Source organism: Streptomyces sp. NPDC050856 (genome assembly GCF_040653855.1).
In the GTDB taxonomy this organism is placed as follows: Bacteria; Actinomycetota; Actinomycetes; order Streptomycetales; family Streptomycetaceae; genus Streptomyces.
On record NZ_JBFAGV010000009.1, the window covers coordinates 121,916 to 135,313 of the forward strand.

The following is a 13,398-nucleotide window of genomic DNA, read 5'->3' on the forward strand; positions in this document are numbered from 1 at the left end:
CGACGGTACCCCGTCCTTGCCGGTTCAAGCAGGTCGGGGGGCGACAGCGGCCCCGCACCGGTGTGCGAGCCGCCCCGATTGAGGCGATATGCGTGTCCTAGCCTGGCGCCATGCCCGATACATCCGCGGAGCGCCCCGCACACGGCGCGCACGCCAGGACCCCGACCCGGTGGGCGGCGTTCCGGCAGTCGCCCTTCCTGCCGGCCTCGGTGCTGGTGCTGATCCTGGCGGCGGCGGCCGCGCTGTTCGCCGGCTCCTACACCTACACGATGGCCGACCCCACTCCCCGGCACATTCCCACCGCCGTGGTCGGCGCCCCTGACTCGGCCCACGGCAGGCGGTTCGTGGCCGGCCTGGAGGAGGCGCTCAACGCGTCGGTGGAGCTGCGCAGGTACGGCAGCCGGGAGGAGGCGCGGGCCGCGGTGGAGGAGCAGCGGGTCTTCGCGATCCTCGCGGTCCTGCCGGGCCGGGTCGAGCTGGACGTGGCCGGCGCGTCGGGCGCCTCGGTGGCGCAGCTGCTGAGCGAGTCGGGTGCGGCGGTGAGCAGGGCGACCGGGGTGCCGGTGCGGGTACGGGACGTCGCCCCGCTCCAGCCGGGCGACCCGCGCGGGCTGGCGCTGTTCTACGTCTCCCTGGCCGCGGTGATCATCGGGTTCGTGGGTGCCATCCAGCTGAGCGTGCACGCCCGGGGGCTCGACCCGGCCGAGCGGATCGCGTTCACCGCGGCGTACGCGCTGCTCGGCGGGTTCGCCGTCGCGGCCACCGTGGACTGGCTGCTGGGCGCGGTCGATCTGCCGTTCGCGGAGTCGTGGCTGATCCTGTCCCTGACCATGTTCGCCTCCGGCATGGTCTTCACCATGTTCAACACCCTGATCGGGCGCTGGGCGATGCTGCCCACCTGGGGGCTGATGGTGCTGCTCGGCAATCCCTCGTCGGGCGGCGCGGTCTCCTGGCCGCTGCTGCCGTCCCCCCTGGGACTCCTGGGGCGCTGGCTGCCGCCCGGCGCCTCGGTCAACGCCCAGCACACGGCCGTCTACTTCGGCGGCCACCAGCACCTCTTCCCGTTCGCGGTGCTGGCGGGCTGGGCCCTGGTGTCCTGCGCCGTGTTCTGGGCGTGGCGCCACCGCCACCCGGGCGGCCGCGACCGGGCCCCGGCGCACGCCGGGGGCTGAACCGGCGGCGCCGATTGCGGCGGGCCCGGGGCGGGCCAATACTGACAGTGACCGCCGTTCCGTCTTCCGGCGGTGGTGGGAGGCACCATGCGCCCCGCGGTGATCTATGTGCACGGCAATGGGAACAAGGTCCGCGCCGAGCTCCTGAAGTCCCAGTGGGACCGGGCGCTGTTCGGCACCGACATGGCCGGGGTCTCGCGCATGGCGTACTGGGCTCCGCTCCGGTACGACGCGCCACTGCCGGACGACCGGCCCGACCCGCTGGACGGCCGGGAAGCCGGGGGCGTCGAGGAGATGCCGCAGCCGGTGGCGGCCGAGCCGCCCGAGGAGTTCGTGGCGCGGGCCCTGGGCGAGGCCTGGTTCGAGTCGGGCGGTGCGGCGCCGGAGGGACCCTGGACCGGCGGGGAGGGCGACCCGCTCGGCGGCTGGCTGCGGGACATGACCTACCTCGCGGACACCCTCGCCGAGAGCACCGTGAGTGCGGGGAGCGCCGGGAATGCCGGGAGCGGGCGGAACCCCGACGGCCCGCCGGGCGGCGTCCCCGCCGAGGCCCTGCCGCTGCCGGCGCCCGCCCGCAAGGCGGTGTTCCGGACGCTGGTCAAGTACACCTTCAAGGACGTCCACGCCTACTTCTTCGGCGGCGCTGGGGACGCGATCCGCGAGGTGGTGCGGGCGGAACTGGCGGCGGTGGAGGGCGCCCCGCTGATCGTCGTCGGACACAGCCTCGGGTCGATCGTCGCCTACGAGGTACTGACGGAGCTGGAGCGGGAGACCGAGCTCTTCGTCACCGTGGGCTCACCGCTGGCCGTCACCGAGGTGCAGGACCACCTGGCCGAGCCGCCCGCGGTGCCGGCGGGAGTCCGGTCCTGGCTGAACGCCTCCGACCCGCGGGACCTGGTGGCCCTGGACCACACCCTGAGGCCGGAGTACCCGCCGGCCGAGCGGGTCACCGACCTGCTGGTCAGCAACGACAGCGACAACCATCACGGCATCGTTGAATATTTGGCGAACCCGCAGGTCAATGAGGTGTGCCGCCGTCTGCTCGACCGTCTTGCGGCGGGCTGAGACGGGTGGAAACATGACAAGCGGAGGCAGTTGGTATCGGGAAAGCGAGGCCGTCCCGGCAGGTGGTGCGGCATGCCTTTGGCGGAAACGGAATGGGACCTGGTCACCCTGTGGGCGCGGGAGTGCCTGCTGGAGACCACCGAACCGCACAGCAGGCTCGCGCAGCACGGGTTCCCGGCCGAGTTCGTCTCCGCGCTGCCGCTGACGGCGGTCAGCTCCGACAACGCCCGCGCGCTGGTGCGGGCTTCGCGCCGGGACATCCCCGCCCAGCTCAGGCTGGTCGAAGCGGTGGCGTCGTCCGACCACCTGCTCGTGCGGCCGGAGGTCGCCAAGGCCCAGGAGTTCCTGGAGCGGCTGCGCGAGGACCAGCGGGTGCACGCCTCGCAGGACAGCTTCCGCAGCTGCGTGATGAAGAACGGAACCGTGGTCTTCATCGACCGCCGGCGGCTGCGGGAGACCCTGCGACGGTTCGTCACCGATCCGGAGAAGTCGGTGCTGCTGGTGGACGGCGAGCCGGGCAGCGGGAGGTCGTACACGTACCACCTGATCCGCCACGTGGGCCAGCACAGCGGCTTCCGGCCGGCCCGGGTCACCCTGTGCCGGACCTCGACCGCCGTCAAGGTCGTCCGGCGGCTCGCCGAGTTCGTCGCCGACCCCCGGGCGGGGCTCGCGCCACCGCCCCCGTCGGAGCTGAGCGATCCGCTCCCCTCCCTCGACGACGCGGTGCACTGGGTGGTCGGCCGGGCCACCGCCGCCGACGACCACTTCTGGCTGGTGCTGGACGACTGCGACAAGCTGGACCCGACCTCCGACGTGTGGGACCTGATCGGCAAGCTCGCCCTGGCCATCTACGAGCACGCCGGCGTCCGCCACGACCGGGCGCCCCGCCTGGTGCTGCTCGGTTACGGGCCCTCGATGCGCCAGCTCCCCTACGACCTGCGGGGCAGCGTGTGCCGGGACACGGCGCGGGTCGTGGACCGGGACGACCTGTACGGCTTCTTCGAGCAGTACTTCCACGAGTCGCCTCCGCCGTCCCTGGGCGACGGTGAGCAGGCCGAGGCCACCCTGGCGGCGCTGGTGGACGTGGCTGTGGAGGAGGTCCTGCGTGCCGCGCACCGCGCGGCGGACGGCGGCGAGAGCTACATGCGCGCGGTGTGCACGGCCGCGGAGAGGGCCATCCATGTCTATCGGTCGCTCTGACCTGCGCGAGATCTTCGCCACCCGGCTGCGCGAGGAGTTGCGGGCCGGGGACGACGACTCCCCCGCCGTCTCCGAGACCCGCCGCGCCTACCGGCAGGCGGCCTGTCTGCTGACCCGCTTCGACCCGCTGCTGCTGCGGCTGCCCGGCGAGGGGCACCCCAAGGGCGGAGCGGTGCTGGAGCTGCTCGACGACTGCGTGGCCGTCGGCGGGGCGGGCCGCGCGACCTGGACGCTGCGGTCGGAGGTGCGCGAGGAGGCGCTGCGCTCCCTGGCGGGTCCGCACGCCGCGCTGCGCGCCCTGGCGGACAACGCCGCCCTGTTCGGCGGGGAGCCGGGGCCGGAACGGGCCTGCCTGGCGTACCTGTCGGGCCACCCGCCGCGCCCGGAGGGCAGGAGCGCCGACGAGCTGACCGACATCCTCCAGGCGGTGCTCTGGCTGTCCTGCGTGCCGGGGGTGAGCGGGCTGCCCGCCACCGAGGAGCTCCAGCGCGAGCTGGAGCGGGCCCGGCTGTTCGAACCCCTGGAACGCCTCGTCGGCGGGCCGTTCCAGGGCCGGGACCGGGAGCTGGCGCGGCTGCGCGAGTACGCCGGGCTGTCGGAGGGCCGCGCGCCGCCGCCCGGTCCGGCGCCGCCGCTGGTCGTCCACGGTCCCGGCGGCATCGGCAAGAGCACCCTGCTGGCCGCGTTCCTGCTCGGCAGCGTCCGCCGGCCGGAGCAGGGGTTCCCGTTCGCGTACGTCGACTTCGAACGGCCCACCCTCTCGGTGCACGAGCCGGCCACCTTGATCGGTGAGGCGGCCCGCCAGCTGGGCGTGCAGTACCCGGCGTACCACGCCGAGCTGGACGTGCTGGCGCAGGAGTGCCAGCGCGCCGCGCGCCTGGAGCGGGAGGACGAGGAGCGGGTGGCGCAGCTGCACCGGCTGGCCACCACCCGGGCGACGGTGGGGCGCGGTTCGTCACGGGAGATGCAGGCGCTGGCCACCGAGCGCGAGACGGACCTGTTCCGGCGGGTCGCGGACGTGCTGCTGCGGGCCGTGTCGGCGGCCGGCCGGGCGGACACGCCGTTCGTGCTGGTGCTGGATTCGTTCGAGGCCGCCCAGTACCGGGGGTCGCCGGCGCTGGGCAGGCTGTGGGCGATGTTCCTGGCCTTCCGGAACGTCTACCCCCGGTTGCGGGTGCTGGTGTCCGGGCGGGCGCCGGTGGGGCATCCCGCCCAGCCCATGGCGTCCCTGGACCTGGAGCTCGGCGAGCTGGACCGGGAGGCGGCCGTCGCCCTGCTGGAGGCGTGCGGGGTGGCGGACCCCGGGGTGGCGCGGGCGCTGGCCGGCCGGGTCGGGGGCCATCCGCTGAGTCTGCGGCTCGCCGCCCGGGCGGCCGCACTCGCCGGGAAGGACCCCGGGCGCACCGGCGCCCTGATCGACGACCTGCCCGAACGGCGGGACGAGTTCTTCCACCAGGTGGACCAGATGCTGGTCCAGGGAATCCTGTACGACCGGATCCTGCACCACATCACCGACGAGCGGGTGCGCCGCCTGGCCCACCCCGGGCTGGTGCTGCGGATCATCACCCCCGAGATCATCAAGGACGTCCTGGCCGCGCCGTGCGGACTGCGGGTGGGCACCCCGGAGGAGGCCCGCGCGCTCTTCGACGAGCTGGCCGGGCTCGACCTGGTCGAGCCGTACCGTCCGGGGACCGTGCGGCACCGCAAGGACGTACGCGCGATCATGCTGCGGCTGACGGGCGGCGACCGCGGTGCCCTGACCCGTGAGGTGGAGCGCCGCGCGGTCCAGTACTACGCGGCCCGCGAGGGGGTCGAGGCCCGCGCCGAGGAGATCTACCACCGGCTGCGGCTGGAGGAGGATCCGCGCGCGGTGGAGGAGCGCTGGCTGCCGGGCGTCGAACGGTTCCTGGCCGGGGCGGAACGGGAGATGGGCCCCCGGGCGGCCGCGCTGCTCACCGCCCGGCTCGGCACCGGTGCCCAGGAGCGGGTGATGGCCGGCGCCGACCAGGAGGACTGGGAGCGGATGGCCGCCCGGGAGGTCGAGGACCTGCTGGCGCAGGGGCTCGCCGACGCCGCGCTGACCCGGCTGGCCGAGCGGCGACCGTGGACGCCGTGCAGCGCGCTGCACGCCCTGCTGGCCGAGACGCTGGACCGGCTGGGGCGCTTGGAGGAGGCGCGGCGGGTCGTGGCGGCCGCCACCGGCCCCGCCGAGCGTGCCGGGTGCGCGCACCGGCACCTGGAACTGCTGCTGCTGTCCGCCCGGCTCGCCCGGGAGGCGGGCGACCTGGCGGGCGCCGAACGGGACCTGCGCGCGGCGGAGGACCTGGCGGTACGGGCCGGGCTGGAACTGGAGGCGGTGGGCGCCCTGCTGGCCCGTGCCCGGCTGCTCCCCAGGGCGGACGCGGCCGGCCCGCCGGGCGGCGACGCCGGTACCCGGCTCGTCCGCCGGCTGCGGCTGCTGCCCGGTTCCGTCCTGGCCGACCAGCCGGTGCTGGTACGGGCGGTGGCGTCGCAGATGCACACCCGCTATCCCGGGGTGCTCGACGAGGCGCTGGACGTGGTGGGGCTGCCGGCCGGCGAGGAGGCGCCGCGGGTCCTCGGGGCGGCGATCTGCCGGGCGGTGTCGCGGGAACCGGCGCTGCTGGGCCCGGTGATGGAGGTGCTGCGCCAGGAGGCGGCGCCGGGGCGCCGGCCGGGGACGGCCCCGCCCTCCGGCATCACCGGGATCCTGCGCCTGGCGCACGCCCACGGCAGCCTCGACGCGCTCGCCCGGCGGCTGCTGGAGGTGCCCGACGACAGCGGCGAGATCGCGGCCGGGGTGGCCGAGGCCATGGGCCTGGGCTCGGGCGGTGACATGCCGGGCGGCGCCGCCGAGCACTCCGCCGCCCGGCCGCGTGCGGAAGGGAACGGCCCGTCATGAACACCTACCTCTCCCCGCAGGAGCTCCTGGAGGTCCGGGACGCCGCCCTGGACAGCGGACTTGCCGACCCCTCGGTACGGCCCCTGCTGTTCGACGGCATCCTGCCGCGTTACCGGGGGACGCTGCCGCAACTGGCCGCGCCGGGCCTCCAGGTGCACTCCGACCTGAGTGGGATGAACCGCGTGGAGCGGCTGGTGGACGGTTCGGTGCCGCTGGAGATCTGGCTGCGCAACGCGGTCGCGCAGACCACCGAGGCCGGGCCCATGGCGGTCTTCCAGCGCGCCCTGGACGAGGTCGCCCGGCGGGCCGGCGGGGAGCCGGACATACCGGCGGGGCTGCCCGTCCCGGAGACCAAGGAGCAGATCGTCCACCGCGACGACACCGTCCCGTTCGCCTTCCTGCGCGACGGCGAGCAGGCCGGGGCGGCGGTCGCCCGGCTCAAGGTCCCGCCGTACGAGGACGGCGCCCCGCTCCGGCCGAACGGCTTCCCCCACTCCGGCACCGGGTGGCTGCTGGCCCCGTCACTGCTGGTGACCAACCACCATGTGGTCAACGCCCGGACCGGTACCGGCGCCGGGCGGCCGCCGGCCGGTGACGGCGACCTGCTCCTCCAGGCCCGGCACACCCACTGCCGGTTCGGGTACGACACCGACGACGACGAGGAGGCCGCCGAGGAGGCGACGGTCGCGGATCTCCTCGCCTGGGACGCGGACCTGGACTACGCGGTCCTGCGGCTGGACGGCGAACCGGCCCGGCCGGTGCTGCGGCTCGCGCGAGGTCCCCTGGCGGTCGCGCCGGGCGACTTCGTCGCCGTCAACATCATCCAGCACCCCGGCGGGCAGCCCAAGCGGGTCGCCCTGCGCAACAACCTCGTCTACGAGGCCGACGAGCGCGACCTGCGGTACTTCACCGACACCCGCGGCGGATCGTCCGGGTCGCCGGTGCTGACCGACGACTGGGAGGTGGTCGCGCTGCACCGGGGGACGCGGCGCGTGGAGAACGTGATGTTCCAGGGGCGGGCCACGGGTTTCGTGAACGTCGGCACTCAGGTGGCGACCGTGATGCGGCATCTGGAGGCCGGCAGCCCGGAGGTCCATGCCGAGGTCCGGGCGGCGCAGGACGCCGCCCGAGGCGGAGCGAGGTGAGCGAAGTGAGCGAAGTGAGCGGTGGCAGCGGGACCGGCGGACGGGACAGGCCGTGGCGGGCACCGGTGTCCCCGGTGGCGACCGGGCCCGAGCAGGTCTTCCCGGACCCCCGGGAGGTCGCCCGGCGGGTGCGGGACTTCCTGGCACGGGAGGTCCCCGAGTCGGCGGAGGACCTCCCGGCCGAGGAGCAGCCCTCCGGCGAGATCGAACGGTTCGCCGCCCAGGAGCGCGACCGGGTGCTGTCGTCCGGCGCCGACGGTCTGGACAAGCTGGCCGAGGGGCGCGCCGACGAGATCACCGATGACGAGTCCTTCGGCATGGAGGCGATCGTCCTGCTCGAGGGGCGGCCCGCCATCCTGGTGCGGGGATGCGACTTCCCGGCGCAGGCGGGCGACTGGGCGGTGCTGGACGGCCACCGGGCGGCGATCCGCGAGTCGATCGCGCGCGTGGGCCGGGTGGAGGTGACCGGCCACCACAGCCTGGACTGGGTGGGCACCGCCTTCCTGGTCGGCACGGACGTCGTGATGACCAACCGCCATGTGGCGGTCGAGTTCACCGCGAGCGACGGTGAGGGCTGGACCGTCCAGCAGGGCATGGCGGCCCGGCTCGACATGGGTGAGGAGTTCGGGGCGCCGCCCGGTGAGGGCGGGCCGTCCTTCGAGGTCGTCGAGGTGCTGGGCGTGCACCCCGAGGTCGACATGGCGCTGCTGCGGGTCGCTGCCCGGGACGGCTCGGGCCCGCTGCCCGCGCCGCTGGCCGTGGCCGCCGACGGGCCGCCCGACCTGCCGGGGCACCCGGTGTACTGCGTCGGGTACCCGGCGTGGGACGGGCGGCGCAACGAACCGGAGTCGATGCGCCGGATCTTCATGGACGTCTACAACGTCAAGCGGCTCCAGCCCGGCACGGCCACGGAACTCGTGCCGGACGCGAACGTCATGAAGCACGACTGCTCGACCCTGGGCGGCAACAGCGGCTCACCGGTCTTCGACCTGGTCGACCACCGGGTGCTGGGCCTGCACTTCGGCGGGCGCTACGGCGTCGGCAACTACGCGGTACCGCTGTGGCAACTCGCCGACGATCCGCTGCTGGAGCGGACTGGGGTGAACTTCGTCTGAGCCGGCGCCCCACCAGGGATTCCCCGGCCGATCGGCAATACCCCGTACGAGTGGCACTGAAGCACAAGGGGCGCAATACGGGGGTCCACGCGCCCTTACACCACCCGCAGAAAGGTTCTTCCCTCGTACTCGGGGGCAGCCGATGGGTGACCATGACGACGGTCACCGTGGGGTTTCGGGTAGTCAAGTGGAGGGGGGACCAGTGTGACCAGGGTTCTTGTGGTGCACAGCGTCAGCCTGATGAGATCGGCGCTGACGGCACTGTTGAAATCGGAGGGCTCGTTCGACGTCTTCTCGGCGGGCTGGCGCACGGCGGGGCGTGACGCGGAGTCGTTACGGCCGGACGTCTGCGTGGTCGACCTGGACTGTCCCGGGGCCGGGGGGCTGCTCGACGGCGGCCGGGACGACGAGGGCGGCGGCCACCTCCACCGTGGCGGCGGGACCGGCGGCCTGCTCGCGGACCGCGCCGGCCGGGACCGGGGTGAGGGCGGGGACGGCGGGCGCGGTCCGGCCAGAAGCCTGCTGCACTCGCGTACCGCCCTGCTGGTGCTCGCCTCGGCGGGCAGGCCGGGCGCGCTGCGCAGAGCGTTCGAGGCGCGCGCGCTGGGATACGTGGACAAGGACGGGTCCCCCAACAGGTTGGTACGCGCCATCAGAAAGGTCGCCGAAGGCGAGCGGTTCGTGGACGAATCGCTCGCCTTCGGCTTTCTGGAGGCGGCGCGCATGCCGCTCACCGCGCGGGAGCTCAGCGTGCTGGCCCGGGCGGCCGAGGGGGAGTCCATAGCCGAGATAGCCAGGGGCCTGCACCTGTCCAACGGCACGGTCCGGAACTACATGTCCTCGGCGACCCGCAAGGTCGGCGCCCGCAACCGGATCGACGCGATCCGCATATCCCAGGGGGCCGGCTGGATGTGAGCCCGCGCCGGTGCGGTGCCCCTCACCCCGCACCGGGCCGCCACAGGCCCACCAGATCACGGTAGAGAGCGGAGCGGCCGAGCAGTTCCCCGTGCGTGCCGCAGTCCGCCCGCTCGCCGTCCAGGACCAGCACCCGATCGGCCCGCAGCGCCGACGAGACGCGGTGCGCGACCACCACGAGCGTGCCCGGCCGTGCCGCCAGGGCGCGTTCGGCCCGCTCCTCCGCCTCCGGGTCCAGATGGCAGGTGGCCTCGTCCAGCAGCAGCAGCGGGGCGGGTGACAGATAGGCCCGCCCCAGCGCCAGCAACTGCCGCTCCCCGTTGGACAGTTCCCCGGGCCCCGTCATGGCGTCGAGGCCGCCGAGCCGCCGCACCAGGGGCCGCAGCCCCAGCGCCCGCGTCATCCGCTCCACTCGCTCGGGCGGGGCGTCGGGGCACAGGTAGAGCAGGTTCTCGCGGACGGTACCGGTGAACACGTAGGCCTGTTGCGGCAGCAGGGCCCGCGGCGGCGGCTCCTGGCGGCCGTGGTCCCGCGCGGGGACGCCCCAGAGCGCCACGGTGCCCCGGGTGGGCGTCAGCAGCCCGGCGAGCAGCGCGGTGAGCGTGGACTTGCCGATGCCGCTGGGGCCCACCACGGCGAGGTGCTCCCCGGGCGCCACCACCAGGTCGAGTCCGTCCAGCACCGGACGGGCGCCGCAGCCGTAGGCGAAGGAGACGCCCCGCAGTTCCGCGGCGGGCGGGCCGCCCCCAACACCGGGATCCTTCCCGGGGGCGCCGGCCGGGCGACGGCCCGGCGGCGGGGCCGGCGTCCCGGCGGGGAACCGGTCGAGGACCACGAGCAGCCGCGTGCCCGCCGCGCCGAGTGCGGTCATCAGGGCGTGCAGCGCCGGCAGCAGCGCCTGTACGAGGTAGGTCAGCGCGCCGAGCAGCGCGCCCGCGGAGAGCCCGCCCCGCAGCAGCCACGGTGCGGCCACCAGGAGGGCGACCACCGGCAGCCGCCCGGCGGCGCCCAGGGCGAGCGTGCGGACCGCCGCCCACCGCGCCAGGCAGCGCGTCAGCCGGGCCTCCGCGTCGATGAGCCGGTCCAGCGCCTCGGCGGTCCGCCGCTCACCGCCGCACGCCACCACGTCGCGCAGTCCGGCACCGACGGCTCCCACCCGCGCGGCGAGGGCCTCGTCGGCGTCGAGGAACGCGCGTTGCGCGGCGGCCATCGGCACCAGCGTGGCCAGGAACACCACCAGCCCCAGCAGCAGTGGCGGCAGGACCACCAGCAGGAGCGCGGGAGCCAGCGAGGCCATGCCGAGCAGGGCTCCCAGGGCGGTGAAGACGAAGGACCTGACCGTCAGGACGAGCCCGGCGAAGCTGTCCCTGGCGATCTCGGTCTGGTGGGTGAGCCGGGAGACCGCCGTGCCGTCGGCGCGCGCGGGGTCGGCCACCGCCGTGGCGAGTGCCTGGGACACGGCGCGGCGGACGAGCCCGTCGCGCAGCGGCTCCACCAGGCCGGCCAGGCCGGTGAAGACCCCGCGCACGGCCAGGCCGCCCAGGACGGTCGCGGCGCCGGTCATGGCCAGCCACAGCAGGCCCACGTCGGTGCGGCCGGCCAGGAAACCGTCGTCCAGGGCCCGCGCGACGCCGTAGCCGCCGGCGAAGGTCTGCGCGGACTCCAGCACGGACCAGCCGGCCAGGGCGAGCAGGGCACGCTTCCTGCGCAGCAGGAAGCGCCGCCCCTGGGGCAGCACCCGGCGCAGTGCCCCTCGTTCGTACGCCGTCCCGGCGGCCGTCACGGGCGGCCCGGCCGGTCGGCCGCGCCCGGCACGGCGGGCCCGGCGGGCCCGGCGGGCACGGACGGCGGGGCGGTCCCCGGGGCCGCGGGCGGCGCGGCGGCGAAGACCGCCCGGTAGGCGGGGTCCCGCCACAGGGCCCGGTGCGCGCCGACCGCGCGTACCCGCCCGGCGTCCAGCCAGATCACCAGGTCGGCGCGGGCGGCGGACGACAGGCGGTGGGCGACGACCAGCCGGGTGCCCGCCCGCACGTCGGCGGCCAGCGCCCGCTCCACCTCCCGTTCGGTCACGGTGTCGAGGCTGGAGGTGGCGTCGTCCAGGATCAGCAGCCGCCCCACGTGGGCGAAGGCCCGGGCCAGACCGAGGCGTTGCAGTTCGCCGCCGGACAGCGGAGCGTCGTCGAGCGGGGTGTCGTACCCCCGGGGCAGCCGCTGGACGAAGTCGTCCGCGCCCGCCGCCCGGGCGGCGTGGCGGAGCGCGCCGGCCGCCGGCCGTTCACCGCCGAAGGCGATCGCGTCCGCGACCGTCGCCCCGAACAGGGCGGGCCGTGCGAAGGCGTACCCGATCTCGCGCCGCAACTCCCCGGGGCCGACGGCGTCCAGGGGCACCCCGTCGAGCAGCACGCGGCCCTCGTCGGGGCCGGTGAGCCGCCCGGCGACGGCGGCCAGGAGGGACTTGCCCGCCCCCGACCGGCCGACCACGGCCGCGGTGGCCCCGCCGGGAACCCGCAGGTCGACGCCGCGCAGCCGGGCCGCCCCGTCCCGTACGACGGTGACACCGCGCAGTTCCAGGGTGCCGGGGCCGCCGGCGGGCAGGGAGGCCCACCGGCCGCCGCGGCCGGACGCCCGGGGGCCGTCGGCGGGCGGGCCGGGCGCCGGCGCGGAGAGCGGCGGCAGGGTGTGCAGCTCGCCGGTGCGGCGGGCGGCGGTACGGCCGCGGACCAGCGCCCCCAGGGTCGCGGCGACCGCGCCCACGCCGGCGGCGAGCGCGGCGTACCGGGAGGCAGCCAGCAGCTCGCCCACGCCGATGGCCCCGGCCGCGAGCCGGACACCTCCGACGGCGAGGACGACGCACACCAGCAGCGGCATCAGGACACCGCTGCGGGCCACGGCCCGGCCGTAGACCAGCCACATCCGGCGTCCCTCGGCGGACAGCTCGGGCAACTGGGCCAGGATGCGCCGCTGTTCGCGCGCGGCGGTGCCGGCGGCGGCGATGGTCCGCGCCCCGGCCAGCGCCTCGACCAGCCGGTCGGCCATGCGCCCCTGCACCCGCTGGTAGCGGGAGACGGTGTCGGAGGAGCCCCGGGCGAAGGCGCGGAGCAGCAGCACCAGCAGCGGCACTCCGGCCAGGAACGCCGCGGCCGTCCACAGGTCGATGAGCAGCAGGGCGATCAGCCCGCCCAGCGGTGGCAGCAGCGTGGCCACCGTTCCGGCGGCGGCCGCGGGCACGGTGCCCGCGTCGGTGGCGTTGGCGGTCAGCCGGGTCGCCAGGTCGCCGGGGGCGAACCGGGCCGCCCGGTGCGGGGCGGCGGCGAGCAGCCGGGCCGTGCCGCGCCGGCGCAGCCAGGCGGTGGAGCGGGCGTTGACGGTGCCGGTGAGCAGGGCGACGACCGCGTCGAGGAGGACCTCCGCCGCGATCACCGCGGCACACAGGGCGGTCCAGCGGGCCGCGTCGGCGGAGCGGTCGAGCAGCAGGTCGAGGGTGCGGCCGAGGACGGCCGGCTCGGCGAGGGCGGCGGCGGCCGAGGCCACGGAACAGACGGCGATCGCCGCGGTGCGGCCCGCGCTGTGCCGCGCGGCGGCCAGCAGCAGCCGGTCGGCGGCGGCGTCCCGGACGGTGGACGGGGCGGGGCCGGGGGCCGCGGCGGCGGCCGGGCCGGTGGTGGTAGCGGCCGGGCCGGTGGTGGTGGCGGCCGGGCCGGTGGTGGTGGCGGCCGGGCCGGTGGTGGCACGGTCGTGGGCACGGGCGCCCGGGCCGGTCGGGTCCGCCGGGTCGGCGGGGGGCGGCGGGGAGGTCATCTCGGCGGGTGTCCTCCTCGGGCGAGGTCGGTGCGGTGGCACGGGTGGTCCCGGGCGGCTCACGCCGC

General features: G+C 75.9%; 9 protein-coding genes. 7 read left to right on the plus strand and 2 right to left on the minus strand.

Going from position 1 to position 13,398, the window contains the following annotated elements; translation table 11 throughout:
• Positions 1–110 precede the first annotated feature (110 nt).
• The 7 genes from AB0H53_RS11470 (at position 111) to AB0H53_RS11500 (ending at position 9,532) form a co-directional block, all read left to right on the plus strand.
• Positions 111–1,172, plus strand: coding sequence for an ABC transporter permease (locus AB0H53_RS11470; protein ID WP_362110045.1), 1,062 nt, complete (start codon positions 111–113; stop codon positions 1,170–1,172).
• An 87-nt stretch (positions 1,173–1,259) separates the two neighbouring features.
• The gene (locus tag AB0H53_RS11475) at positions 1,260–2,237 is read left to right on the plus strand and encodes a hypothetical protein (RefSeq protein WP_362110047.1); all 978 of its coding nucleotides are present in this window, start codon (positions 1,260–1,262) and stop codon (positions 2,235–2,237) included.
• Between the two features lie 72 nt (positions 2,238–2,309).
• On the plus strand, positions 2,310–3,437 hold the full coding sequence (locus AB0H53_RS11480) for a hypothetical protein (RefSeq protein WP_362110049.1): 1,128 nt from the start codon (positions 2,310–2,312) through the stop codon (positions 3,435–3,437).
• Positions 3,418–6,357, plus strand: a complete 2,940-nt coding sequence (locus AB0H53_RS11485; protein WP_362110051.1) for an ATP-binding protein — start codon at positions 3,418–3,420, stop codon at positions 6,355–6,357. Before AB0H53_RS11480 ends, AB0H53_RS11485 begins: the two co-directional genes overlap by 20 nt.
• Positions 6,354–7,502, plus strand: coding sequence for a trypsin-like peptidase domain-containing protein (locus tag AB0H53_RS11490; RefSeq protein WP_362110053.1), 1,149 nt, complete (start codon positions 6,354–6,356; stop codon positions 7,500–7,502). The genes AB0H53_RS11485 and AB0H53_RS11490 overlap by 4 nt, the downstream gene beginning before the upstream one ends.
• Positions 7,503–7,516: 14 nt before the next feature.
• Positions 7,517–8,617, plus strand: a complete 1,101-nt coding sequence (locus AB0H53_RS11495) for a serine protease (RefSeq protein ID WP_362110193.1) — start codon at positions 7,517–7,519, stop codon at positions 8,615–8,617.
• Positions 8,618–8,857: 240 nt separating this feature from the next.
• Positions 8,858–9,532, plus strand: coding sequence for a response regulator transcription factor (locus tag AB0H53_RS11500; RefSeq protein ID WP_362110195.1), 675 nt, complete (start codon positions 8,858–8,860; stop codon positions 9,530–9,532).
• 22 nt (positions 9,533–9,554) lie between these two features.
• Here AB0H53_RS11500 and AB0H53_RS11505 read toward each other — a convergent pair whose 3' ends face one another.
• Together AB0H53_RS11505 and AB0H53_RS11510 are read right to left on the minus strand one after the other, a co-directional pair.
• Positions 9,555–11,315, minus strand: coding sequence for an ABC transporter ATP-binding protein (locus AB0H53_RS11505; RefSeq protein ID WP_362110055.1), 1,761 nt, complete (start codon positions 11,313–11,315; stop codon positions 9,555–9,557).
• The gene (locus AB0H53_RS11510; protein ID WP_362110057.1) at positions 11,312–13,330 is read right to left on the minus strand and encodes an ABC transporter ATP-binding protein; all 2,019 of its coding nucleotides are present in this window, start codon (positions 13,328–13,330) and stop codon (positions 11,312–11,314) included. The genes AB0H53_RS11505 and AB0H53_RS11510 overlap by 4 nt, the downstream gene beginning before the upstream one ends.
• Between the last annotated feature and the right edge of the window lie 68 nt (positions 13,331–13,398).

What these genes read in the sequence shown, in the direction of transcription:
- AB0H53_RS11470 (WP_362110045.1), top strand. Translation starts at nt 111, where the DNA reads ATGCCCGATACATCCGCGGAGCGCCCCGCACACGGCGCGCACGCCAGG.
- AB0H53_RS11475 (WP_362110047.1), top strand. Translation starts at nt 1,260, where the DNA reads ATGCGCCCCGCGGTGATCTATGTGCACGGCAATGGGAACAAGGTCCGC.
- AB0H53_RS11480 (WP_362110049.1), top strand. Translation starts at nt 2,310, where the DNA reads ATGCCTTTGGCGGAAACGGAATGGGACCTGGTCACCCTGTGGGCGCGG.
- AB0H53_RS11485 (WP_362110051.1), top strand. Translation starts at nt 3,418, where the DNA reads ATGTCTATCGGTCGCTCTGACCTGCGCGAGATCTTCGCCACCCGGCTG.
- AB0H53_RS11490 (WP_362110053.1), top strand. Translation starts at nt 6,354, where the DNA reads ATGAACACCTACCTCTCCCCGCAGGAGCTCCTGGAGGTCCGGGACGCC.
- AB0H53_RS11500 (WP_362110195.1), top strand. Translation starts at nt 8,858, where the DNA reads ATGAGATCGGCGCTGACGGCACTGTTGAAATCGGAGGGCTCGTTCGAC.
- AB0H53_RS11510 (WP_362110057.1), bottom strand. Translation starts at nt 13,330, where the DNA reads ATGACCTCCCCGCCGCCCCCCGCCGACCCGGCGGACCCGACCGGCCCG.